At 57.0% G+C, this 21,242-nt stretch carries 17 protein-coding genes and 4 tRNA genes; 11 read left to right on the top strand and 10 right to left on the bottom strand.

The window, feature by feature from the left end:
- Positions 1–10: 10 nt before the first annotated feature.
- Genes A3714_RS03045 through A3714_RS03035 form a run of 3 tightly spaced genes read right to left on the bottom strand, consistent with a single transcriptional unit; the run spans position 11 to position 1,843 of the window.
- Positions 11–742, bottom strand: coding sequence for a UDP-2,3-diacylglucosamine diphosphatase (locus A3714_RS03045; protein ID WP_063508345.1), 732 nt, complete (start codon positions 740–742; stop codon positions 11–13).
- 2 nt (positions 743–744) lie between these two features.
- Positions 745–1,341 (bottom strand): peptidylprolyl isomerase, encoded by a 597-nt coding sequence (locus A3714_RS03040; protein WP_062816126.1) that lies wholly within the window; start codon positions 1,339–1,341, stop codon positions 745–747.
- Positions 1,342–1,345: 4 nt separating this feature from the next.
- Positions 1,346–1,843, bottom strand: coding sequence for a peptidylprolyl isomerase (locus A3714_RS03035; protein ID WP_062816125.1), 498 nt, complete (start codon positions 1,841–1,843; stop codon positions 1,346–1,348).
- A gap of 160 nt (positions 1,844–2,003) precedes the next feature.
- Between A3714_RS03035 and A3714_RS03030 the strand changes: the two genes are divergently transcribed.
- Entirely contained in the window at positions 2,004–3,686 is a 1,683-nt protein-coding gene (locus A3714_RS03030; RefSeq protein WP_062816124.1) for a glutamine--tRNA ligase/YqeY domain fusion protein, read from the top strand.
- Positions 3,687–3,736: 50 nt separating this feature from the next.
- Here A3714_RS03030 and A3714_RS03025 read toward each other — a convergent pair whose 3' ends face one another.
- Positions 3,737–4,072 carry a YegP family protein gene (locus A3714_RS03025; protein WP_062816123.1) on the bottom strand — a complete coding sequence of 112 codons (336 nt, stop codon included), beginning with the start codon at positions 4,070–4,072 and terminating at the stop codon, positions 3,737–3,739.
- A gap of 184 nt (positions 4,073–4,256) precedes the next feature.
- On the bottom strand, positions 4,257–5,102 hold the full coding sequence (gene folD, locus A3714_RS03020) for a bifunctional methylenetetrahydrofolate dehydrogenase/methenyltetrahydrofolate cyclohydrolase FolD (protein WP_063508346.1): 846 nt from the start codon (positions 5,100–5,102) through the stop codon (positions 4,257–4,259).
- Between the two features lie 205 nt (positions 5,103–5,307).
- Between folD and A3714_RS03015 the strand changes: the two genes are divergently transcribed.
- The 10 genes from A3714_RS03015 (at position 5,308) to A3714_RS02970 (ending at position 14,703) form a co-directional block, all read left to right on the top strand.
- Positions 5,308–5,384: transfer RNA gene (locus A3714_RS03015), tRNA-Pro, on the top strand.
- A gap of 25 nt (positions 5,385–5,409) precedes the next feature.
- A tRNA-Arg gene (locus tag A3714_RS03010) sits at positions 5,410–5,486 on the top strand.
- A 43-nt stretch (positions 5,487–5,529) separates the two neighbouring features.
- Positions 5,530–5,605 (top strand) — tRNA-His (locus A3714_RS03005).
- A gap of 368 nt (positions 5,606–5,973) precedes the next feature.
- Complete coding sequence (tig, locus tag A3714_RS03000) at positions 5,974–7,287, top strand: trigger factor (protein ID WP_062816121.1); 1,314 nt, start codon at positions 5,974–5,976, stop codon at positions 7,285–7,287.
- Positions 7,288–7,567: 280 nt separating this feature from the next.
- Entirely contained in the window at positions 7,568–8,224 is a 657-nt protein-coding gene (gene clpP, locus A3714_RS02995) for an ATP-dependent Clp endopeptidase proteolytic subunit ClpP (protein ID WP_103916937.1), read from the top strand.
- 131 nt (positions 8,225–8,355) lie between these two features.
- Positions 8,356–9,636 carry an ATP-dependent Clp protease ATP-binding subunit ClpX gene (clpX, locus tag A3714_RS02990; RefSeq protein ID WP_062816120.1) on the top strand — a complete coding sequence of 427 codons (1,281 nt, stop codon included), beginning with the start codon at positions 8,356–8,358 and terminating at the stop codon, positions 9,634–9,636.
- Between the two features lie 28 nt (positions 9,637–9,664).
- Entirely contained in the window at positions 9,665–12,061 is a 2,397-nt protein-coding gene (lon, locus tag A3714_RS02985) for an endopeptidase La (protein ID WP_062816119.1), read from the top strand.
- A gap of 185 nt (positions 12,062–12,246) precedes the next feature.
- The gene (locus tag A3714_RS02980) at positions 12,247–12,519 is read left to right on the top strand and encodes an HU family DNA-binding protein (protein WP_035244197.1); all 273 of its coding nucleotides are present in this window, start codon (positions 12,247–12,249) and stop codon (positions 12,517–12,519) included.
- 10 nt (positions 12,520–12,529) lie between these two features.
- A tRNA-Asp gene (locus tag A3714_RS02975) sits at positions 12,530–12,606 on the top strand.
- A gap of 165 nt (positions 12,607–12,771) precedes the next feature.
- A complete protein-coding gene (locus A3714_RS02970) occupies positions 12,772–14,703 on the top strand; it encodes a SurA N-terminal domain-containing protein (protein ID WP_063508347.1) in 1,932 nt (643 codons plus the stop codon).
- Positions 14,704–14,776: 73 nt separating this feature from the next.
- Here A3714_RS02970 and A3714_RS02965 read toward each other — a convergent pair whose 3' ends face one another.
- The 5 genes from A3714_RS02965 to A3714_RS02945 form a co-directional block, all read right to left on the bottom strand.
- Entirely contained in the window at positions 14,777–15,577 is an 801-nt protein-coding gene (locus A3714_RS02965) for an enoyl-ACP reductase (protein WP_062816334.1), read from the bottom strand.
- Between the two features lie 133 nt (positions 15,578–15,710).
- Positions 15,711–17,285: an ABC transporter ATP-binding protein gene (locus tag A3714_RS02960; protein WP_063525631.1), complete on the bottom strand. Its 1,575-nt coding sequence runs from the start codon at positions 17,283–17,285 to the stop codon at positions 15,711–15,713.
- Complete coding sequence (locus tag A3714_RS02955; protein ID WP_063508541.1) at positions 17,282–18,334, bottom strand: ABC transporter permease; 1,053 nt, start codon at positions 18,332–18,334, stop codon at positions 17,282–17,284. The genes A3714_RS02960 and A3714_RS02955 overlap by 4 nt, the downstream gene beginning before the upstream one ends.
- Positions 18,334–19,410, bottom strand: a complete 1,077-nt coding sequence (locus A3714_RS02950; RefSeq protein ID WP_063508540.1) for a microcin C ABC transporter permease YejB — start codon at positions 19,408–19,410, stop codon at positions 18,334–18,336. The genes A3714_RS02955 and A3714_RS02950 overlap by 1 nt, the downstream gene beginning before the upstream one ends.
- The gene (locus tag A3714_RS02945; RefSeq protein ID WP_156492923.1) at positions 19,407–21,239 is read right to left on the bottom strand and encodes an extracellular solute-binding protein; all 1,833 of its coding nucleotides are present in this window, start codon (positions 21,237–21,239) and stop codon (positions 19,407–19,409) included. The genes A3714_RS02950 and A3714_RS02945 overlap by 4 nt, the downstream gene beginning before the upstream one ends.
- Between the last annotated feature and the right edge of the window lie 3 nt (positions 21,240–21,242).

Raw genomic sequence — 21,242 nt, 5'->3', positions numbered from 1 at the left:
CTATTCATTATTAATTAATTTCAAAGCTTTCCAACCGCAGCCCCTTCTCACTGTCCGCCACAATCTGCCAGCCCAGCTTGCCCCAATCACCCAACACCCAGCGTTTTCCCTGGCCATCGGCCAGCGCGACGTCATGGATGTTGGGACGGTGGGTGTGACCGTGGATCAGGTGTTTGACGCCAGCTTCGTCCATCACCCGGACGACTTCTTCCGGGGTCACGTCCATGATGTTTTCGGCCTTGTTGGCGTTATTGCCCTGGCTTTGCATGCGCATGCCCTGGGCGATCATACGGCGTTCTTCCAGGGGTTTGGCCAGCATACCCTGCTGCCACTGGGGGCTGCGGGCCATGGTGCGGAATTGCTGATAGGCCGTATCCAGGGTGCACAGGCTGTCACCGTGCATCAGCAGGGCAGAGGTGCCATACAGATCGACCACGGTGCCTTCTTCCAGCAGGTTGCCACCACAGGCGGCAGCGAAGCCCTCACCGAGCATGAAATCCCGGTTGCCATGCATGAAATAGAGCTGGCTGCCGTTGTCGCTGAAACTGCGGAAGGCACTGATGGCTTCCTGATTGAACGGCGTGTCATCGTCATCGCCGATCCAGGCCTCGAACAGATCGCCCAAAACATAGAGCGCATCTGCCTTGCCGGCATGGGCTTCCAGCAGTTTGCCCAGAGCTTCCAGATGTTCCGGTCGGGCCGGGTCCAGATGCAAGTCGGAAATAAACAGGGTGTAGCTCATGGTTACTGAGGCCCTTTCTCTGTGTCACCGGCTGCATCCAGGCGGTAGGCCCGGGTAATCAGAATGGGCACTTCCGGCACATCCCGTGCCATCATGCCATTAAGGCGCTGGCTGGTGGTGCGCTCGCGGGCGATATTGTCCACCACGGACATGCCGTCCGTGACTTTGCCGAACACGGCATAGCCCCAGCCGCGCGCGTTCTTGCCGGAAAAATCCAGATTGCCGTTGTCGACCAGATTGATAAAGAACTGGGCAGTGGCGGAGTGCGGGTCGCCGGTACGGGCCATGGCCAGAGTGCCACGCTCATTGCTCAAGCCGTTGTCCGCCTCATTCTGGATCGGGGCGCGGGTCGCCTTGCGTTGCCCGTTCTGGTCAAAACCGCCACCCTGAATCATGAAACCCCGAATGACCCGATGGAACAGGGTGCCGTCGTAGAAGCCCGCATCCACATATTTGAGGAAGTTGGCGACTGTCAGTGGGGCCTTGTCCTCGTAGAGTTCCACGGTGACAGGCCCGGCAGAGGTTTCCAGGCGAACCTGCGGGTTGGCGAGCAGCAGGGTCGGTACCAGGGTAAGCAGGGCGATGGCCAGAACGCGCATGGGCTCAGTCCTCGATCAGTTCAGCGGATTCGATCAGCACGGGTTCCACCGGCACATCCTGGTGGAAGCCGCTGTTACCGGTGGGCACATTGCGGATCTTTTCCACCACGTCCATGCCCTCGACCACAGCGCCGAAGACCGCATAGCCCCAGCCATCCTGGCTGCGTTCCTTGTCCAGGAAGTGGTTATCGGCCACGTTGATGAAAAACTGGGCGGAGGCGGAATGCGGGTCCGGTGTGCGCGCCATGGCGATGGTGCCCACCTTGTTGGACAGACCATTGCCCGCCTCGTTCTGGATGGTGTCGCGGGTGGGTTTTTGCTGCATATCTTCGGTGAAACCGCCGCCCTGGATCATGAAATTGCTGATAACACGGTGGAAGATGGTGCCGTCGAAGTGGCCATCCTTGACGTATTGTACAAAGTTCTCGGTCGTGATCGGCGCCTTCTCTGCGTCCAGTTGCAGGGTGATTTTGCCGTAGGTTGTTGTCAGCACCACTTTCATCAGGTTTTCTCCGCAAGATGGGGCCGCTGGGCTTTTTGTTCCCGGGCTGGCCCTGAGTCTTTGACTGTTGGGGGGCGTACAGTACACTAGCGCACCTTCATTTTCACCGTGAGAGCCTGCCCATATTGAGGCTCTCAGCCTTCCGGACTGGCCAAGACCCATGAGCGAAACGAAAGCGCCCAGCAATTTTATCAGACAGATCATCGACCGTGACCTCGCAGAAGGTAAAAACGACGGCCAGGTGGTGACCCGTTTTCCGCCGGAACCCAATGGCTACCTGCATATCGGTCATGCCAAATCTATTTGTCTGAACTTCGGTATTGCCGAAAGCTATAACGGTACCTGCAACCTGCGCTTCGACGATACCAACCCGGAGAAGGAAGAAGACGAGTACATCCAGTCCATCAAGCAGGATGTGCAATGGCTGGGCTTCACCTGGCATGGCCAGGAACGGTTTGCCAGTGACTATTTTGATCGGCTTTATGAGCTGGCAGTGGAGCTGATCCACAAGGGGCTGGCCTATGTGGACAGCCTGAGCCCGGAGCAGATTGCCGAGTACCGGGGCAATTTCACCACCCCGGGCAGGCCAAGTCCCTACCGCGAGCGAAGCGTGGAAGAAAACCTGGCGCTGTTCGAGCAGATGCGCAGCGGCGAGCTGGATGAAGGGGCGGCGGTACTGCGTGCCAAAATCGACATGCAGAGCCCCAACCTGACGTTACGGGATCCGATTCTCTATCGAATCCGCAAGAAAGTGCATCACCAGACCGGTGACAAATGGGTGATCTACCCCATGTACGATTTTACCCATCCGCTGTCCGATGCCCTTGAGGGGATTACCCACAGCCTTTGTACCCTGGAGTTCGAGGATCATCGCCCCTTCTATGACTGGATCATTGAGAACACGTCGGTGCCCGCCAACCCGCGCCAGTATGAGTTTGCCCGGCTCAACCTGAATTACACGGTGACCAGCAAGCGCAAGCTCAAACAGTTGGTGGATGAGGGCCATGTGGAAGGCTGGAACGACCCCCGCATGCCGACCATCAGTGGCCTGCGGCGTCGCGGTTACACCCCGGCGTCCATCCGTACCTTCTGTGAGTCCGTGGGCGTCAGTCGAGCGGATTCCGTGGTGGATATGGGCATGCTGGAAGCGGCCATTCGCGATGATCTGAATCACCATGCACCCCGCGCCATGTGTGTGCTGCACCCCTTGAAAGTCGTCATCGAAAACTGGCCGGAAGGGCACGAGGAGTCCCTCACTGCGCCGGTTCACCCGCAGAATGAAACCATGGGAACCCGGCAGGTGCCCATGACCCGTGAGGTGTATATCGACCGGGAAGATTTCCGCGAAGAGGCCAACAAGAAATTCAAGCGTCTGGTGCTGGGTGACCGGGTGCGCCTGCGCTATGGCTATGTGATTCGTGCCACGGACGTTGTGCGCGATGACAATGGCGAGATTCTGGAAGTACGGTGTACCTATGACCCGGATACCCTGGGCAAGAATCCGGAGAACGCGGAGGATCAGGGCAAGCTGCGGGGGGTGATCCACTGGGTCAGCGCCAGCAAGGGAGTGCCTTGCGAAGTGCGTCTTTACGACCGCCTCTTCACTGCCGCGAATCCCAACAAGACCGAAGAAGGGCAGACCTTCCTTTCCCACATCAACCCTGATTCCCTCAACGTGCTGGAAGGTTGCTGGGTGGAGCCGGGTCTGCGAGGGGCGCTGGCAGAAACCCGCTACCAGTTCGAACGTGAGGGCTATTTCTGCGTGGATCAGGAGAGCAAAGAGGACAAGCTGGTGTTCAACCAAACGGTGGGACTGCGTGAGTCCTGGCCCAAGGAGGCCTGATTCCGGCGACAGTCTGAAAAAAGGGGCCGCACAAGCGGCCCCTTTTTGTATCAATCAGTCAGATCGTCTACGGGGGCATCCGGGGCATTGTTTTTGACGGACTCGATGCCGTTTTCCATGCCACTGGTGCTTTTGTACATCTGGCTCTGGCCAATGATCTGGTGGTTGGCCGCTTTCAGGGAAAAATAATGCCTGCCGTCCTTGGCCTCCTTGCGTTCGTAGCGGCTGTCGTCCGGGGCATTCTTTTTTACTGAGTCCACACCGTTCTCACAGGCACCTTTGCTGGTGTACTGCTCGCTGGAGAGAATAATTTCTCCGTTACCGGCTTTCAGGCGAAAGATGTACTGCCCGTTGCTGGCCTTATCGATCTCGAATTTCCCTGCCATTGTCGTTCTCCCTGGGGCGATTGAAGGGCCTCGCGGATGAGGCTCGAGAAACTATAGGCCGCGGGAGAAGACAATAATGTTACCGCCGGTCGTGACTGCGTAGCGTAGCGTTGCTTTGCTGGAGGGTATCGCAAACAGGGAGAGGACGGTGCCACCTGTGGCGGCACCGCGGAGCGGGGAGGGGTTAGCCGAGCGCTTTCTCACCAGACTGAAGGGTCTGGAAAATCAGGGTATTGATCGTCATTGGACCCACGCCGCCGGGTACCGGGGTATAGGCGCTGACCCGGTCCACCAGAGGCGTAAGCTCGATATCGCCACATTTCTCCGGGTGGAAGCCGGCATCAACTACGACGGCTCCATCCTTGATCCAGTCCGCCTTGATGAATTCCGGCTTGCCCACGGCGCCGACTACAATATCCGCTTGCTTGACCAGGTCCGGCAGGTTGCGGGTGCGGCTATGGCAGATGGTCACGGTGGCGTTGGCTTCCAACAGCATCATCGCCATGGGCTTGCCCAGGATGGCACTGCGCCCGACCACCACGGCGTGCTTGCCTTCCAGCTCAACCCGATAGTGCTCCAGCAGGCGCATGATGCCTTTCGGTGTGGCGCAACCGTAGGCCGCTTCGCCCATACTCATGCGACCAAAACCCAGGCAGGTGACGCCGTCCACATCCTTCTCCAGGCTGATGGCGTCGAAACAGGCCCGCTCGTCAATCTGCTCGGGCACGGGGTGCTGCAGCAAAATGCCGTGTACATCCGGGTTATGGTTCAGTTCACTGATCTTGGCCAGCAGTTGTTCGGTGGTGGTCTCCGCGGGCAGCTCGATGGCTTCGGATTCCATGCCGACACGGCGGCAGGCGTTCCCCTTCATCTTGACATAGGTGGCCGAGGCCGGGTCGGCGCCGACCAGGATAGTGGCCAGAATAGGAGTGCGGCCGCCGGCCTTGGCCTTCAGGGCGTCAACACGCTCACGCATTTCCTCTTCAAACTGCTGGGCCAGGGCTTTGCCATCAAGAATCTGGGCGGTCATGATCGGGTCTCTCTAACATTGGCTGAAAATAGGCAAGGGAGTTGGGGCGAAAACGGCGCGATTCTCGCACGCACCGGCCATGGGCGCAAAAGTTGTCTAAAATCTGTACGTTAGGCATATTTTTGTTGCCAGGTCCGTTGACGCTCCCGGGGGTGGCGAGTATTATGCGCGCCTCGCTTTCAAGCTATGTAGGCGTGAAGAACATCGGGGTGTAGCGCAGCCTGGTAGCGCGCCTGCTTTGGGAGCAGGATGTCGGGGGTTCGAATCCCTCCACCCCGACCATTTTAGAGAAGGCGAAACCTGCAATGCGCCTGTAGCTCAACCGGATAGAGCAACGGCCTTCTAAGCCGTCGGTTGCAGGTTCGAGTCCTGCCAGGCGCGCCATTAGCCATTGCGGCGACGCGCAGGACAAACAATGTGGTTTATGGTGACTGTAGCTCAGTTGGTAGAGCCCCGGATTGTGACTCCGGTGGTCGGGGGTTCAAATCCCCTCAGTCACCCCAATTGAAAAGCCTCCGGGAACTCCCGGAGGCTTTTTCGTATGGGCCCCGGTAGAAGCTATCGCTGGGCTCTGTAGGCACAGTGGGCGCCTTTTGATTATAATCTGCGCCCGCTGAGCCTGATTGGGATCTGTACACAGCGTTTTAGCGACAACCGGAAGGGCCGGGCCCCTTATTGCCGCCAGGCTGCGATTACGATTGTTTATGTAGAGTGACTACAGCGCGCAATCGTAACTACGACCTGGCGACACACTCTAACGGGTGAAGAGGGACGCCGGCACGGCTGTGTATAGATTCCAATCAGGCTCATTCAGGCCGTCTGCTCTATCATGCGACGGCGAGCAGCAAAAAGTCTTTTTAAAGAGGATGTTATGCAGGTTTCTGTTGAAACGACTTCAGGTCTTGAGCGCCGTCTGACGGTGGGTGTGCCGGCGGAGAAAGTGGACTCTGCAGTAGAAGGCAAGCTCCAGGAAGCCCAGAAGAATGTCCGTCTGGACGGTTTCCGCCCGGGCAAAGTGCCCATGCGTGAAGTAAAGCGTCGCTTTGGCAGCGCCGTGCGTAACGAAGTGCTGGCCGATGTGATGCGTGAAGCGTTCATCGAAGCCGTGGAGCAGGAAAAACTGCAGCCAGCGGGTATGCCGGGCTTTGAAGCCACCAAGAACGAAGCGGGCCAGGATCTGGAATTTGTTGCCACCTTCGAGGTATACCCGGATGTGGAGCTGTCTGCCTTTGATTCCATCGAAGTGGAAAAGCCCCAGGCAGAAGTCACCGATGCTGACGTGGACACCATGATCGAAACCCTGCGTCAGCAGCGTGCCCAGTTTGAAGAAGTGGACCGTGCTGCGGAAAGCGGTGATCGCGTTAACATCGATTTCAAGGGTCTGAAAGACGGTGAAGCCTTCGACGGCGGCAGCGCCGAAGGGCAGAACCTGGAGCTGGGCTCCGGTCAGATGATCCCCGGTTTTGAAGACGGCATCGTCGGCATGAAAGCCGGTGAGGAAAAGGATATCGATGTGACCTTCCCGGAGGACTACCAGTCCGAAGAGCTGAAAGGTCAGGCTGTGGTCTTCCAGATCAAGGTCAACAAGGTAGAGGGCAAGGCCCTGCCGGAAGTGGACGCCGAGTTCATGAAGGCCTTTGGTGTTGAAGATGGCGATGAGGCCAAATTCAAGGCGGAAGTGCGCAAGAACATGGAACGCGAGCTGAAGAATGCGGTCACCGGCAAGGTAAAAGAGCAGGCGATGGATGGCCTGGTCAACTTGCACGAGTTTGACCTGCCGGGCGCCCTGGTCACCCAGGAAATCCAGCGCATGCGTCAGCAGATGATGCAGCAGTTTGGTGGCGGTCAGCAGTTTGACGCTTCCATCCTGCCGGATGATCTGTTCAAGGAGCAGGCTGAGCGCTCCGTGCGTCTGGGTCTGGTGGTTCGCGCGATTCTCGACAAGCACGAAATCAAGGCTGATGCCGACAAGGTCAAAGCCCGTGTAGAAGAGATTGCCGAGCAATACGAGAAGCCGGAAGAAGTCGTTAACTGGGTGTACAGCAACCCCCAGCAGCTGCAGCAGATTGAAGGTGCGGTGCTGGAAGAGCAGGTTGTCGACCTGGTACTGGATAGTGCCAAGGTGGAAGAAAAAGCCATGTCCTACCAGGACGCGGTGAAGCCCCGCGAGCAAGCGCAAGGCTGATTCTTTCCGCTTTTTGACACCAAAACGGGGCCTTCTGGCCCCGTTTTGCGTTATTTATGCACAATTTGCGCAAGTTTTGCGCATTCAGACCCCGCCTGAGCCCACTTTTATAGACGCCCCCCATACACCGTCATAAGATGCTGGAAGACCTGTTCGTCCGGCCTGCCTTGTTTTCGGCTATGCCAGCCCCCATTGCAGCAATCAGGATGAGGTCGGCTACCGCCGATACCAACAAATCACAAGAGCGTCCCCGGACGATCGACGAGAAGGAAAGCGCTACATGATCGACTTGAGCCGTATCAACTCCATGACCCCGGAAATGCAGCAACTGAGCAAGGACCCCACCAATCTGGGTCTGGTGCCGGTGGTGATCGAGCAGACCGCCCGTGGCGAGCGTTCTTTTGATATTTATTCCCGCCTGCTCAAAGAGCGGGTGATTTTCATGATCGGCCAGGTGGAAGACCACATGGCCAACCTGATCGTGGCCCAGATGCTGTTTCTGGAGTCCGAAAACCCGGACAAGGATATTCACCTGTATATCAACAGCCCGGGTGGCTCTGTGACGGCGGGTATGTCTATTTATGACACCATGCAGTTCATCAAACCGGATGTGTCCACCATGTGCGTCGGGCAGGCTGCCAGCATGGGCGCCTTCCTGTTGGCTGCCGGTGCCGCTGGCAAGCGTTATGCCTTGCCGAATGCGCGGGTGATGATTCACCAGCCGCTGGGGGGGTTCCAGGGCCAGGCGTCGGATATCGAAATCCACGCCAAGGAAATCCTCAAGATCAAGGGGCAGCTCAACAGCTTGCTGGCGCACCACACCGGTCAGCCGCTGGAGCGGCTGGAGAAAGACACGGACCGTGATAATTTCATGGGCGCTGAAGAAGCCCAGGAATACGGCATCGTTGACGCGGTGTTGCGTCAACGTCCGGTGTAATTCGGTAAGCGTCGTACAAAAAGTGTCCTAACGGAAGGCCTGAGAGGCCCGGCGGGCTTGAAAAACCCCCCGTCTCCCTGCATCTTCAAAGAGACGCAAATACTCAAATACACAGGTTTAGAGGCGATTCAATGACCGACTCCACTGGCAAGGGCGACGACGGCAAGCTGCTGTACTGCTCTTTTTGTGGCAAAAGCCAGCATGAGGTCCGCAAACTGATTGCGGGGCCCTCGGTCTTTATCTGCGACGAATGCGTGGATCTGTGTAATGACATTATCCGCGAGGAAGTGCAGGAAGACACCGGAGATACCGGCGGAGAGAGCCTGCCGAAGCCCAACGAAATCAAGGAAACCCTTGATGAGTATGTCATTGGGCAGGAGCGAGCCAAACGTGTTCTCGCTGTAGCGGTGTACAACCATTACAAGCGTCTGCGCAGTACTGGCAAGGGCCGTGATGAAGTGGAGCTAGGCAAGAGCAATATTTTGCTTATCGGCCCCACCGGTAGTGGTAAGACACTATTGGCAGAGACCCTGGCCCGACTGCTCAATGTGCCTTTCACCATTGCGGATGCCACCACCCTCACCGAAGCTGGTTACGTGGGTGAGGATGTGGAAAACATCATCCAGAAGCTGCTGCAGAAGTGCGACTACGATGTGGACAAGGCCCAGCGCGGCATTGTCTATATCGATGAAATCGACAAGATTTCCCGCAAATCCGACAACCCGTCCATCACCCGTGATGTGAGCGGGGAGGGTGTGCAGCAGGCTCTGCTCAAACTGATTGAAGGCACGGTGGCTTCCGTGCCCCCGCAGGGCGGTCGCAAGCACCCCCAGCAGGAGTTCCTCCAGGTGGACACCTCCAACATGTTGTTCATCTGCGGCGGTGCGTTTGCCGGGCTGGACAAGGTGATTCGCGAGCGTTCCGAGAAAGGTGGGATCGGCTTCTCCGCAGAAGTGAAGAGCAAGGACGATGCCCGTAACCTGGGCGAGCTGCTGGTGGATGTGGAGCCGGAAGATCTGGTCAAGTATGGCCTGATTCCCGAATTTATCGGCCGTCTGCCGGTGATTGCCACACTGGAAGAACTCAGTGAAGAGGCTTTGGTGCAGATCCTGACCGAGCCTCGCAACGCCCTGACCAAGCAATACGCCCGCCTGTTCGAGATGGAAGGGGTGGAGCTGGATTTCCGCGATGATGCCCTGCGGGCCGTGGCCCACAAGGCCATGGAGCGCAAGACCGGGGCTCGTGGCCTGCGCTCCATTCTGGAAAGCGTGTTGCTCGATACCATGTATCAGGTTCCGTCCATGGACTCTGTCGCCAAGGTGGTTATCGACAGCCCCACCATCAAGGGTGAATCCGATCCGTTGTTGATTTACGAAAACAACGAGCAGTCTTCCAAGGTGGCACCGGATTAAGGTGCCGCCACGGCAATAGAGGCAATACGTGCTGAAAGATATCCCGCTTTTACCACTGCGTGACGTAGTGGTGTATCCCCACATGGTGATCCCGTTGTTTGTTGGCCGGGAAAAGTCCATTGCTGCGCTCGAAACAGCCATGGCCGACGACAAACAGATCATGCTGGTCGCCCAGCGCAATGCCTCCGACGACGACCCGGGCGTGGATGACATCTACCGGGTTGGTACTGTTTCGACCATCCTGCAGCTGCTGAAACTCCCTGACGGTACCGTCAAGGTGCTGGTGGAAGGCGGGCAGCGCGCCCACGTGGTCAAGGCCGAGTTCGGTGATCAGGGTGGTATCGCGGATGTGCGCGAGCTGGAAGAGGGGCTGCCTGAAGAGGGCGAGCAAGAAGCCCTGTCCCGTTCGTTGCAATCCCAGTTTGAGGATTACGTAAAACTTTCCAAGAAAGTCGCGCCGGAAGTCACCGGCTCCGTGTCTTCCATCGATGAAGTCAGCCGTCTGGCCGACACCATTGCCGCGCATCTGCAGCTGAAACTGGAAGAAAAGCAGGATGTCCTGGAGATGGTGGATGTCCGTGAGCGTGTCGAGCATCTGATTGCCCTGATGGAATCCGATATTGACGTGCTCAAGGTGGAAAAGCGTATTCGTGGGCGCGTCAAGAAACAGATGGAGAAAAGCCAGCGCGAGTACTATCTGAACGAACAGATGAAAGCCATCCAGAAAGAGTTGGGTGATCTGGACGACAGTGGCAACGACCTGGAAGACCTGGAAAAGAAAATTGAAAACGTGGGCATGCCCAAGGAAGCCCTCGAGAAGTCCATGAATGAGCTGAACAAGCTCAAGATGATGTCACCCATGTCTGCGGAAGCCACGGTAGTAAGAAGCTATCTTGACTGGATGACATCGGTGCCATGGAAAAAACGCAGCCGCGTTCGCCATGATCTGGCCCATGCCAAGGAAGTGCTTGATCGCGACCACTATGGTCTGGAAGAAGTGAAAGACCGTATTCTGGAATTTCTGGCCGTGCAAAGCCGTGTGGGCAAGGTCAAGGGGCCGGTATTGTGTCTTGTGGGCCCTCCCGGTGTGGGCAAAACCTCCCTGGGACAATCCATTGCCCATGCCACCAATCGCAAGTTTGTGCGAATGGCCCTCGGCGGGGTGCGCGATGAGGCGGAAATTCGTGGACACCGTCGCACCTACATTGGTTCACTGCCTGGCAAAGTGGTCCAGAAATTGTCCAAGGTCGGCGTAAAAAACCCGCTGTTCCTGTTTGATGAAGTCGACAAGATGGGCATGGATAACCGTGGTGATCCGGCCTCCGCGTTGTTGGAAGTGCTCGATCCCGAACAGAACGATACCTTCAGCGATCATTATCTTGAAGTTGACTACAATCTGTCGGAAACCCTGTTTATCTGCACCTCTAACTCCATGAACATTCCGGCACCCTTGCTGGACCGCATGGAAGTGATCCGTCTGCCAGGCTATACGGAAGACGAAAAGGTCAATATTGCCCTCCAGTACTTGGTCCCGAAACAGATCAAGAACAATGGCCTGAAGAAAGACGAAGTGGTTTTCGACGAGAGCGTGCTGCGCTATGTGGTTCGTCACTACACCCGTGAAGCCGGGGTTCGTGGGCTGGAGCGGGAAGTGAGCAAGATTTGCCGCAAGGTGGTCAAGGAGCACTTGCTGGCGAACGAGGCCAAGACCGTTACCTTGTCTGAAGAGCTGATCGAACATTACCTTGGTGTGCGCAAGTTCAGTTTCGGTCGTGCGGAAGAGCAAGACCAGGTTGGACAGGTTACCGGGTTGGCATGGACCTCCGTTGGCGGCGAGCTGCTCACCATCGAAAGTGTTTCCACTCCGGGCAAAGGCCGCGTAATCTCTACCGGTTCCCTGGGTGATGTGATGCAGGAGTCTATTCAGGCTGCATGGACAGTTGTGAAAAGCCGTGCCGGTACCCTTGGAATTCGACGCCGCACACTGGAACGCAACGATCTGCACATGCATGTGCCAGAGGGTGCGACTCCGAAAGATGGGCCCAGTGCAGGTATTGGCATGTGTACCGCCATGGTTTCTGTACTGACCGGGATCCCGGTCCGTGCGGATGTGGCTATGACCGGTGAAATTACCCTGCGCGGTCAAGTGCTTCCCATCGGTGGCCTGAAAGAAAAATTGCTGGCCGCTCACCGTGGTGGCATCAAGACGGTATTGATACCGGAAGAAAATGAGAGGGACCTCAAAGAGATCCCTGACAATATCAAGTCGTCCCTGGATATCCGTCCTGTCAAATGGATTGACCAGGTGCTTGATGTGGCGCTAACTCATCAACCCAGCCCGCTGAGCGAAGCGGAACAGGAAGAGGATTTGGCGCTCGCAGAAGAGAAAAACCAGGAAGGCACAAAGCGTCCCAGTACACATTAACGGGTCGGATTTGAAGCTTTTTAAATTATTGATCTATATGGTTTTTCATTTTTTTTAACTTGGGTGCGATGATACCTTTCCTTTCTTGACGCTCCTTATACCCGTTGGTATAAAGGCGGCTTGCTCAGGAGGAGAGTACATCACGCCTCGACCATAAAACCGGGAAAAACAGAAAGGGGAACTTTGTGAATAAGTCAGAGTTGATTGATGCGATTGCCGCTAGCGCGGATATTTCCAAGGCCGACGCAGGTCGTGCACTGGATGCTACTTTGGAAGCGGTAACTGGCGCCCTGAAAAAAGGTGACAGCGTTTCTCTGGTAGGTTTTGGCACTTTTGCTGTGAAAGAGCGCGCTGCTCGTGAAGGCCGCAACCCGCAAACTGGCCAGACCATTCAGATCGCCGCCGCCAAAGTACCGGGCTTCAAAGCCGGTAAGGCACTGAAAGACGCGGTGAACTAAACTGTTTGCGGGAGCGGTAGTTCAGCTGGTTAGAATACCGGCCTGTCACGCCGGGGGTCGCGGGTTCGAGTCCCGTCCGCTCCGCCAGTTTGAGGAAGCGCAGCCGTAAGCGGGTGCGCTTTTTTCCGTTTAGGGAACCTGCAGTCATTATTGCGGTTCTCATATAACAAGATTGAATTCGACAGTTTTTACCTGAGGCCATGTTGAAGTGACCGGCTCAGGTTTTAATAAGAGTCCCTACGGAGTATTTTCATGCAGGAGTTCAGACGGTTTGTCCGCGGTCCCGTGGGCAAGGTCCTGCTTGCCGCGATTATCCTTCCTTTTGTCATTTCCGGCTTCTATGGGTATTTCACCGGAGGCGGAAGCGGGGATGTGGTTGCCGAAGTGGAAGGCAACAAAATCACCCGAAGTATGGTCAATCAGCGCGTTGAACGCGTTCGTGACATGCTGCGACAGCAAAGTCCGAACATTGACCCCTCCATGCTGGATTCCTTTGTGCGTCCTGAAATGGTTCTTGAGGGGCTGGTCAATGAACAGCTGATTCTGGCAGCAGCACAAAATGCCAACCTGGCATTCAGTGAAACCCAGGCCGCACGCGATATTTATCAGATCCCCCTGTTTCAGGAAAATGGCAAGTTTTCCGAAACCCGTTTCGAGCGGGAGCTGCGTAGCCGGGGTATGACTCCGCAGAGCTACATTCAGGGCCTGCGTCAGGATGTGATCAAAGAGCAGTATCGTAGTGGCTTCGTGGCGACCAATTTCGCGCTTCCTGCGGAGTTGAGCGAACAGCGCCGCCTGGGCGAACAGGTTCGTGATATTCGCTATGTGGCCCTGGATATGAATGCCCTGCGTAGCGAGTTCACCGTGACCAGCGAGGACGTTCAGGCCTACTACGATGAAAACCAGGCAGAGTTCATGCGCCCGGAGGAATTCCGCATCAGCTATGTGAGGCTGGCGGCTGAGGATTATGCGGATCAGGTCTCTGTCAGCGACGAGGACGTGGCGGCAGAGTATCAGGTGCGTCGTTCCATCATGGAAGAATCCGGAGCCGGTGCGGCCCGTAAAGTGGCGCATATTCTGGTGGAAATTAACGGCGACAGGGACCTGCAGCAGGCGCAGGCGCGTGCCAGCGAGGCGGCTCAGGCTATCGCTGCGGGGGCATCTTTTGCTGATGTGGCTGCCGAGTATTCCGACGATCCGGGCTCCGCCAATGCTGGCGGTGATCTGGGTGTGGTCTCCAAAGGCGCGCTGCCTGAAGAGATGGAAGAGGCCATTGCCAGTCTTGAGCCCGGGATGGTTTCCGAGCCGGTTGTCACCGATGCGGGTGTTCACCTGATCAAGGTGTCCGAGGCTGTTCGTGAGCAGGACCTGCCCACACTGGAGGCGCTTAGCGAACAGATTCGTGCTGATCTCAAGCAGGGTCGTGCAGAAACCCTGTTGAATGAAGATGTGGCGCGTCTTGAAGAGCTGCTGTACGAACACAGTGATATGGCTGTTCCGGCCGAACAGGTGGGGGCAGAAGTCCAAACCACCGAATGGGTTGCCTTGTCAGCCCTGCCAGCGCCACTGTCTGCGCCCCAGGTTCAACAGGCACTTAACAGCGATCAGGTGCGTAAGGATCGCCATAACAGTGATCTGATCGAAACGGCGCCGGGTGAGTATCTGGCGGTTCGCATTGCTGAAGAAAAGCCTGCCGAAGCTCTGCCACTGGAGGACGTTGCCGCTGTGATTCGCGAGCGGCTCAAGGCCGAGCTGGCAGCGGACAAGGCCCAGCAATTGTCCGCCCAGGCAGAGGAGCAATTACAGCAAGGGGCAACACTGGATGAGATCGCCTCCCTGTTTGGTAGCGAAATCGAGGAACAGGAAGGGCTTCAGCGCGGTGGCGCCGAGCCGTTCATGGAAGTGGTCAACGGTGCTTTTGCCTTGCCCAAGAGCAATGAAGGTGCTCCTTCCTCCATCGAGCTGACTCGGGTGGGAGATGGTTCCCTGGTTGCTTATCAGGTAACCCGTGTGGAAGACGGTAACGTTGAGCCTCTGTCCGAAGTCCAGCAACAGGCCGCGCTGCTTCAGCTTGGTAATATTGAAGGGCAACGCAGTTTCCGCCAGGTGGTGGCACTGCTGCGCGATGAGGGCGACGTGGACCTCAACCTGGGACGGCTGAGCAGTAACACTGCCGATCAGTAGCCTGACCAGGGCACAAAAAAAAGCTCACCATCGCTGGTGAGCTTTTTTTTGTGCTGAATGATCTGTTTTGGGGTTACTCGCTATCCATTTCGAAAGGCATGGATACGGTGCTTGCCCCGGCATCGACGTAGGTGATTTCACCGGTAATGCCGGAAGCCAGATCAGAGCACAGGAAAGCGGCTACGTTACCCACTTCCTCGATGGTCACATTGCGACGCAAAGGCGCTTTGGCGGCATTGTAGTCCAGCATGCTGCGAAATTTCTTGATACCGGATGCTGCCAGGGTGCGGATGGGGCCGGCAGAAATGCCGTTCACGCGGATGCCATCCGGGCCCATACTGGAAGCCAGATACCGGACAGAGGCTTCCAGGCTGGCCTTGGCCAGACCCATCACGTTGTAGTTCGGCACGGTTTGTCGGGCGGCATGATAGGTCAGGGTCAGCAGGGAACCATTGCGGTTGGCCATCATCTGGCGACCGGCCTTGGCCAGGGCAACGAAGCTGTAGCTGGAAATATCATGGGCGATACGGAAGCCTTCCCGGGTGGCTACGTCGGCAAAGTTGCCATCCAGCTCATTGCCGGGGGCAAAGCCCACCGCATGGATAATGCCATCCAGGCCGTCCCATTGCTTGCCCAGGGAGGTGAACACTGCCTCGATTTCTTCATCGCTTGCCACATCGCAGGGGTAGCACAGGGCTTCGCTACTACCATAGCGTTCGGCCGCTTTCACGACCCGGCTTTTCAGTTTCTCGTTCTGGAAGGTAAAGGCCAGCTCAGCACCCTCGCGATGCATTGCTTCGGCGATACCTGTGGCAATGGAGCGGTCACTGGCGACGCCGACAATCAGGTAGCGTTTGCCTGCTAGAAATCCCATGGTCATCCCTCGTGGTTCTGGTTGTTCCGATTGGTGGCCAACATAACGACTGGGCCAAGTATAGGCAATTAAAGCGGGTTTGACGTCTCTTCACGGGCTGACAAATGCAACGGTGTGTTTCCCGGTGCCTTCCTCAGGCAAAGGCGGCGGACATCAACTTAAGGGTGTAACCGTGTTGCGGCTGGTCGAAAACGGCCTCGGTCTCGCCGTGTTCCACCACTTTGCCATCTTTCATCACCATAACCCGGTGACAGATGGACCGTATGACTTTCAGATCATGGCTGATAAACAGATAGCTGAGATCATGTTTCTTCTGAAGAGACTTCAGTAGCTCGAGAATCTGATATTGGACGCTCCGATCCAGGGCTGACGTGGGCTCATCCAGAATCAGCAGCTCCGGTTCCATGATCAAGGCCCGGGCGATGGCGATACGCTGTCGCTGGCCACCGGAAAACTCGTGGGGGTAACGGGTCTGTGCCGATGCCGGGAGATCCACTTCCTCGAGGATCTGCGCCACCTTCATGTCCCGTTCCTGGCGGGACAGGTTGCTGGCATGTACTGCCAGGCCTTCCGCCACAATCTGGCCCACGGTCATGCGGGGGTTGAGGCTGCCGAACGGGTCCTGAAAGACCACCTGCAGGCGACGGCGCCAGTCACGCATCTGGCGCTGATTCAGGCTATGCAGGTCGTGGCCGTCCATGATGATGCGCCCCTCGCTCCTGATCAGCCTCAGCAGCGCCAGGGCCAGAGTGGACTTGCCCGAACCTGACTCGCCGACAATGCCCAGGGTCTCCCCGCGGCGAAGGTTGAGATCAATACGGTCCACGGCATGGAACAGTGGGGCAGGTGAAAAGAGGCTGCGTCGACGTTCCTTGAAGGTCACGGCGATGTCACTGGCATCGAGCAGGAGAGGGGCGTCATCATTCAGCGGGGGCATCTTTCCCCGCGGCTCCGACTCGATCAAATGACGGGTGTAGGCTTCTTTGGGTGACTGGAGCACCTGAGCGGTGGGCCCGGCCTCTACCTTTTTGCCGTTATGCATAACGACAATATCATCGGCAAAACGGCTGACGACGCCCAGGTCATGGCTAATCAGTAGGATGGAGAGTCCCAGCTCATTCTGAAGGCGTTTGATCAGGGTAAGGATGGTTTCCTGAACCGTCACATCCAGTGCCGTGGTGGGCTCGTCGGCAATCAGAATCTGGGGATCGTTGGCCAGCGCCATGGCGATCATGACACGTTGCCGCTGGCCGCCGCTGAGCTGATGCGGGTAGCGCGCCAGCATCTCGTCGGTGGTGGGCAGCTCAACCTGCCCAAGCAGTTCCAGGCAGCGCTCACGGGCTTTCTGCCGACTCATGCCCTGGTGGACGAACAGGCTTTCACTGATCTGCTTTTCCACCGTGTGTAACGGATTCAGCGCGGTCAGCGGTTCCTGGAAAATAGTGCCGATACGGCCACCACGCAGGGAACGCTTGCGATTCTCGTTGAGACCCAGCAGGTTCTCACCGCCCAACGTCAGCGTCTCGGCTTCCCAGATGGCGCTCTCGGGCAGTAAATCGAGCAAAGACATGGCAGTGAGCGACTTGCCGGAACCGGACTCTCCTACCAGTGCCAGCATGTGGCCTGGCTCGAGATCCAGTGACATATCATCGACAACCCGCTGTTGCCCAAAGCGGATGGTCAGGCCACGTAAGGTCAGCAAGCTCATTGCAGGAACTTCCTCGTGTCGAATGCATCCCGGACGGCCTCACCGATGAAGACCAGCAAGGTCAGCATCAGCGTCAGCGTGGCAAACACACTGATACCGATCCACGGAGCATGCAGGTTGGCCTTGCCCTGGCCGACCAGGCGTCCCAGTGAAGGGGCATCGGGTGGCAGCCCGAAACCGATAAAATCCAGGGAGGTGAGGGTGACCACCGCGCTATTGAGAATGAACGGCAAGAAGGTCAGCGTTGCCACCATGGCATTGGGCAGCATATGGCGAAACATGATGACCGGTGTCCCTACGCCCATGGCTTTGGCGGAACGGACATAGTCCATGTTGCGACAGCGAAGAAACTCCGCCCGTACCAGATCGACCAGTGTCATCCAGGAGAACAGCAGCATGATGGCCAGCAGTGTCCAGAAACTGGGAATCAGGAAGCTGGAAATAATGATGATCAGGAAGAGGGTGGGCATGCTTGACCAGATTTCGATGAAACGCTGCCCGAACAGGTCCAGCTTGCCGCCATAGTAACCCTGGATAGCGCCGACAATGATCCCCACGATGCTCGAGAGGATGGTCAGTATCAGCCCGAACAATACCGAAATACGAAACCCGTAGATCAGACCGGCAAGAATATCGCGGCCCTGATCGTCAGTGCCCAGCCAGTTTTCTGAAGAGGGCGGTGCCGGGGCGGGAACGTCCAGGTCGTAATTGATGGTGTTGTAGCTGAAACGAATGGGAGGCCAAAGCATCCATCCCTTGTCGTTGATCAGGTCCTTGACCACCGGATCCCGGTAGTTGGCTTCGGATTCGAAAAAACCGCCGAACGTGGTTTCCGGATAAACCTTTGCCACCGGCACATAGAACTCACCCTCGTAGCTCACCAGTAATGGCTTCTCATTGGCTACCAGCTCGGCGCCCAGGCTGAGGATAAACAGAAATAGAAATAACCACAGGGACCAGTAGCCACGCCGGTTACTGCGGAATGCCTGCCACTGCCGGGCCCACACGGGATTCGACCAGGCTGGCTTGAGGAACGTGGACAGAGGCATCAATGATCCCTCCGCTCGAAATCAATACGCGGGTCCACCCACATATAGGTCAGATCACTGATCAGTTTCATCACCAGACTGAACAGGGTGAAGATGAAGAGGGTGCCGAACACCACCGGGTAATCCCGACTGATCACCGATTCGAACCCCAGCAGTCCGAGACCGTCCAGCGAGAAGATATATTCGATCAGCAGCACACCGGTGAAAAACATGCTGATAAAGGCCGCCGGAAAGCCGGCGATGATGATCAGCATGGCATTGCGAAACACATGGCCGTAAAGCACCTGTTTTTCGGTAAGTCCCTTGGCACGGGCGGTCTGCACATATTGCTTGCGAATCTCGTCCATGAAGGAATTCTTGGTCAGCATGGAGAGGGTGGCAAAGTTGCCGGCGACGATGGCGATGGTGGGCAGAGTAATGTGCCAGAGATAATCGCCCACCTTGCCCAGCAGGCTCAATTCATCGAAATTATCCGAGGTCAGCCCCCTCAACGGGAACCACTCGAAGTAGGAGCCGCCCGCGAAGAGGACGATCAGCAACAGGCCGAGCAGGAAGCTGGGAATGGCAAAACCGATGATGATGGCAGTGCTGCTCCACACATCGAAGCGGCTGCCGTCCTTCACTGCCTTGCGGATGCCCAGCGGTATGGATACCAGATAGGCGATCACGGTACTCCACAGACCGAGAGAAATGGACACCGGCAGACGCTCCAGGATCAGTTCGGTCACCGAGCGGTCACGGTAATAGGATTCACCAAAATTGCCGGTGAAGTAATTCTTGATCATTAACCAGAAACGCTCGTGGGCGGGCTTGTCGAAGCCGTACATTTTCTCGATGCGCTCCACCAGCTCAGGGGGCAGGCCCTTGGCATTCTGGTAGTTGCCCCCCGTCATGGTGTCGGCGCTGCTGCCGGCAAAACTGCTGCCGGCACCGCCGGTGCCAACCCCCTGGAGTTCGGCCAGTGTCTTTTCAACCGGGCCACCCGGAGCGGCCTGGATAACGACAAAGTTCAGCAGCAGAATACCGAACAGGGTCGGCAGCACTAACAGCAGGCGTTTGCTGATATAGAGTTTCATTTCGCGGTGCTATCCCACCAGGTATCCAGCGAGGTATCGAGTGGGACGTACTTGCCAAACTCCGGGTGTCGCAGCCGCGACTGGTAGGCGATACGGTGCTGATCCGTGTACCAGTTAAGCACACTGTAATAATTCCATTGCAGCACCCGATCCAGGGCCTGGCAGCTGGTAACCAGTGCCTCCCGGCTCGGAGCGGCAATAATCTTGTCTACCAGAGCGTCAACCACCGGGTTCTGGATGCCGATCAGGTTGCGGCTGTCAGTCTGTTTGGCGGCTTCCGAGCTCCAGTATTCTTTCTGCTCGTTACCCGGGGAGCTGGACTGGCCGATACGGCCCACCACCATATCGAACTCAAAGTGCCGAAGGCGTTCCACGTATTGGGCGGAATCAATGGTAACCACATTGGCCTTGATACCGAGGGCCTTCAGATTGCGGGAGAAGGGCAGCACGATCCGTTCAAACGCGGGGGAACCCAGCATGATTTCAAATTGCACCGGGTTACCATCGGGCGTGTACAGGGTGCCTTCACGAAATTGGTAACCGGCGGCTTTCAGCAGCTCCTGCGCCGTGCGCAGGTTTTCCCGGGGCCTGCCTGAACCGTCGCTTTTCGGGGGCTGATATTCCCGGGTAAAGACTTCTTCCGGGAGTTGGTCGCGGTAGGGTTCGAGCAGGGCCAGCTCGGCTTTGGAGGGAAGTCCGGTGGCCGCCATATCGGAGTTTTCAAAGTAGCTCCGGTTACGCTTGTACTGGCCGTAGAAGAGATTGTTGTTGGACCATTCGAAATCAAAGGCATAGCCGATGGCCTTGCGCAACGTCTTGTCCTGAAAAAGCGGTTTGCGCAGATTGAACAGGAAGCCCTGGGCGCCCCAGGGATTATGATGCGTGACGGATTCGGTCTTGATCTCACCCTTGGCGAACGCGGGTCCCTTGTAGGCGGTGGCCCACAGTTTGGAATTGTTTTCGTGGCGCCAGTCGTAGTTGCCGCTTTTGAAGGCTTCCAGTGCCACGTTGGATTCCAGATAGTAATCATAGGTGATGGTGCCGAAGTTATTCCGGCCTTTCATCACGGGAAGGTCCCTGGCCCAGTAATCGTCGCGGCGCTGATAAACGATCTGTTTGCCCGGATCTGCCTTGATAATGCGGTACGGGCCGGACCCCACGGGAATGGCCATGCCGTCCTTGCCGAATTCTTTTTCCTCCCAGATATGCTTGGGAAGAATCGGTAACTGGCCAATGATCAGTGGCAGCTCCTTGTTGACGCTGTCGTTGGCGAAGTGAAAGGTCACGGTAAGCGGGTCCTGCACTTCCACCCGGTCTACTTCCGCATAGTAGTAGCTGTAGAAGGGGCGCCCTTTTTCTAACAGGGTATTGAAGGTCCAGGCCACGTCTTCCGCGCGCACCGGGTGGCCATCCGAGAAAGTGGCCTCTTCGTGCAGGTGGTAGCGGACCCAGCTGCGGTCATCGGGCCATTCGATGGTTTCTGCCAACAGGCCGTATTGGGTGAAAGGTTCATCTTCGCCGCGAACGGTCAGTGAATCGTAAAGGTACGAATTGTCGGTGGCGCCCATGCCGGCGGCAGGCCGTCCCTTGGGCACAAAGGGGTTGAGCGAGTCAAAGCTGCCGACAACGTGCAGGCGCAGCTCGCCGCCCTTGGGGGCATTCGGGTTGGTGTAGTTGAAGTGGGTAAAATCAGCGGGGTAGAGCGGCTCGCCATGCATGGCGATGGCATGCCCCCTGTGAATCTCGGCATTTGCCAGGCCGGTGCAAACACACAGACCAAGAAACAGCCCACGCAGCATTCGCGTGCGAATGGTGCCGTGAATGGCCATATC

Origin of the sequence: Alcanivorax sp. HI0007, assembly GCF_001635525.1 — a bacterium.
GTDB lineage: Bacteria > Pseudomonadota > Gammaproteobacteria > Pseudomonadales > Alcanivoracaceae > Alcanivorax.
Note: the sequence above shows the minus strand (reverse complement) of the source record. Positions and strands in the feature narration are given on the sequence as shown.

What these genes read in the sequence shown, in the direction of transcription:
- A3714_RS03045 (WP_063508345.1), bottom strand. Translation starts at nt 742, where the DNA reads ATGAGCTACACCCTGTTTATTTCCGACTTGCATCTGGACCCGGCCCGA.
- A3714_RS03040 (WP_062816126.1), bottom strand. Translation starts at nt 1,341, where the DNA reads ATGCGCGTTCTGGCCATCGCCCTGCTTACCCTGGTACCGACCCTGCTG.
- A3714_RS03035 (WP_062816125.1), bottom strand. Translation starts at nt 1,843, where the DNA reads ATGAAAGTGGTGCTGACAACAACCTACGGCAAAATCACCCTGCAACTG.
- A3714_RS03030 (WP_062816124.1), top strand. Translation starts at nt 2,004, where the DNA reads ATGAGCGAAACGAAAGCGCCCAGCAATTTTATCAGACAGATCATCGAC.
- A3714_RS03025 (WP_062816123.1), bottom strand. Translation starts at nt 4,072, where the DNA reads ATGGCAGGGAAATTCGAGATCGATAAGGCCAGCAACGGGCAGTACATC.
- folD (WP_063508346.1), bottom strand. Translation starts at nt 5,102, where the DNA reads ATGACCGCCCAGATTCTTGATGGCAAAGCCCTGGCCCAGCAGTTTGAA.
- tig (WP_062816121.1), top strand. Translation starts at nt 5,974, where the DNA reads ATGCAGGTTTCTGTTGAAACGACTTCAGGTCTTGAGCGCCGTCTGACG.
- clpP (WP_103916937.1), top strand. Translation starts at nt 7,568, where the DNA reads ATGATCGACTTGAGCCGTATCAACTCCATGACCCCGGAAATGCAGCAA.
- clpX (WP_062816120.1), top strand. Translation starts at nt 8,356, where the DNA reads ATGACCGACTCCACTGGCAAGGGCGACGACGGCAAGCTGCTGTACTGC.
- A3714_RS02970 (WP_063508347.1), top strand. Translation starts at nt 12,772, where the DNA reads ATGCAGGAGTTCAGACGGTTTGTCCGCGGTCCCGTGGGCAAGGTCCTG.
- A3714_RS02965 (WP_062816334.1), bottom strand. Translation starts at nt 15,577, where the DNA reads ATGGGATTTCTAGCAGGCAAACGCTACCTGATTGTCGGCGTCGCCAGT.
- A3714_RS02960 (WP_063525631.1), bottom strand. Translation starts at nt 17,285, where the DNA reads ATGAGCTTGCTGACCTTACGTGGCCTGACCATCCGCTTTGGGCAACAG.
- A3714_RS02955 (WP_063508541.1), bottom strand. Translation starts at nt 18,334, where the DNA reads ATGCCTCTGTCCACGTTCCTCAAGCCAGCCTGGTCGAATCCCGTGTGG.
- A3714_RS02950 (WP_063508540.1), bottom strand. Translation starts at nt 19,410, where the DNA reads ATGAAACTCTATATCAGCAAACGCCTGCTGTTAGTGCTGCCGACCCTG.
- A3714_RS02945 (WP_156492923.1), bottom strand. Translation starts at nt 21,239, where the DNA reads ATGGCCATTCACGGCACCATTCGCACGCGAATGCTGCGTGGGCTGTTT.